Annotated in this window: 1 protein-coding gene; it reads right to left on the bottom strand. The window is 38.8% G+C overall.

Translation table 11 applies throughout. From position 1 onward, the window contains the following. The coding region (locus Q0828_RS24390) for a hypothetical protein (protein WP_298427979.1) at positions 1-500 on the bottom strand (500 nt) is incomplete at both ends.

Genomic DNA, 500 nt, shown 5'->3' with positions numbered 1-500 from the left:
AGCGTAGTTATTGTGCCAGCATTAGTTATACTAGCTGTTGCTTGGTTATTTGTAGTACCAGAAGTGCTTAACGTTCCTGTAGTATCCATAGTGATGGTTCCAGCATTCGTGAAAGTTCCTAATTCGAGCGTAGTTATTGTGCCAGCATTAGTTATACTAGCTGTTGCTTGGTTATTTGTAGTACCAGAAGTGCTTAACGTTCCCATAGTATCCATAGTGATGGTTCCAGCATTCGTGAAAGTTCCTAATTCGAGCGTAGTTATTGTACCAGCATTAGTTATACTACCTGTTGCTTGGTTACTTGTAGTGCCAGAAGTACTTAACGTTCCCATAGCCTCAATAGCTATGGAGCCTCCATTGTTAATTGCGTTACTATTTGTAATTGTTCCATTATTAACTAATACACCACTATTAGTATAGGTTCCTGTGTTTATAATAGTACCGTCGTTGATTAAGGTAGAAGGCGTGCCATCATCAAATACATCTATGACTAAAGTAGC

Source organism: uncultured Kordia sp. (assembly GCF_947496985.1).
In the GTDB taxonomy this organism is placed as follows: Bacteria; Bacteroidota; Bacteroidia; order Flavobacteriales; family Flavobacteriaceae; genus Kordia.
The sequence above is the reverse complement of the archived record's forward strand: the minus strand, read 5'-3'. Positions and strand labels throughout refer to the sequence as shown.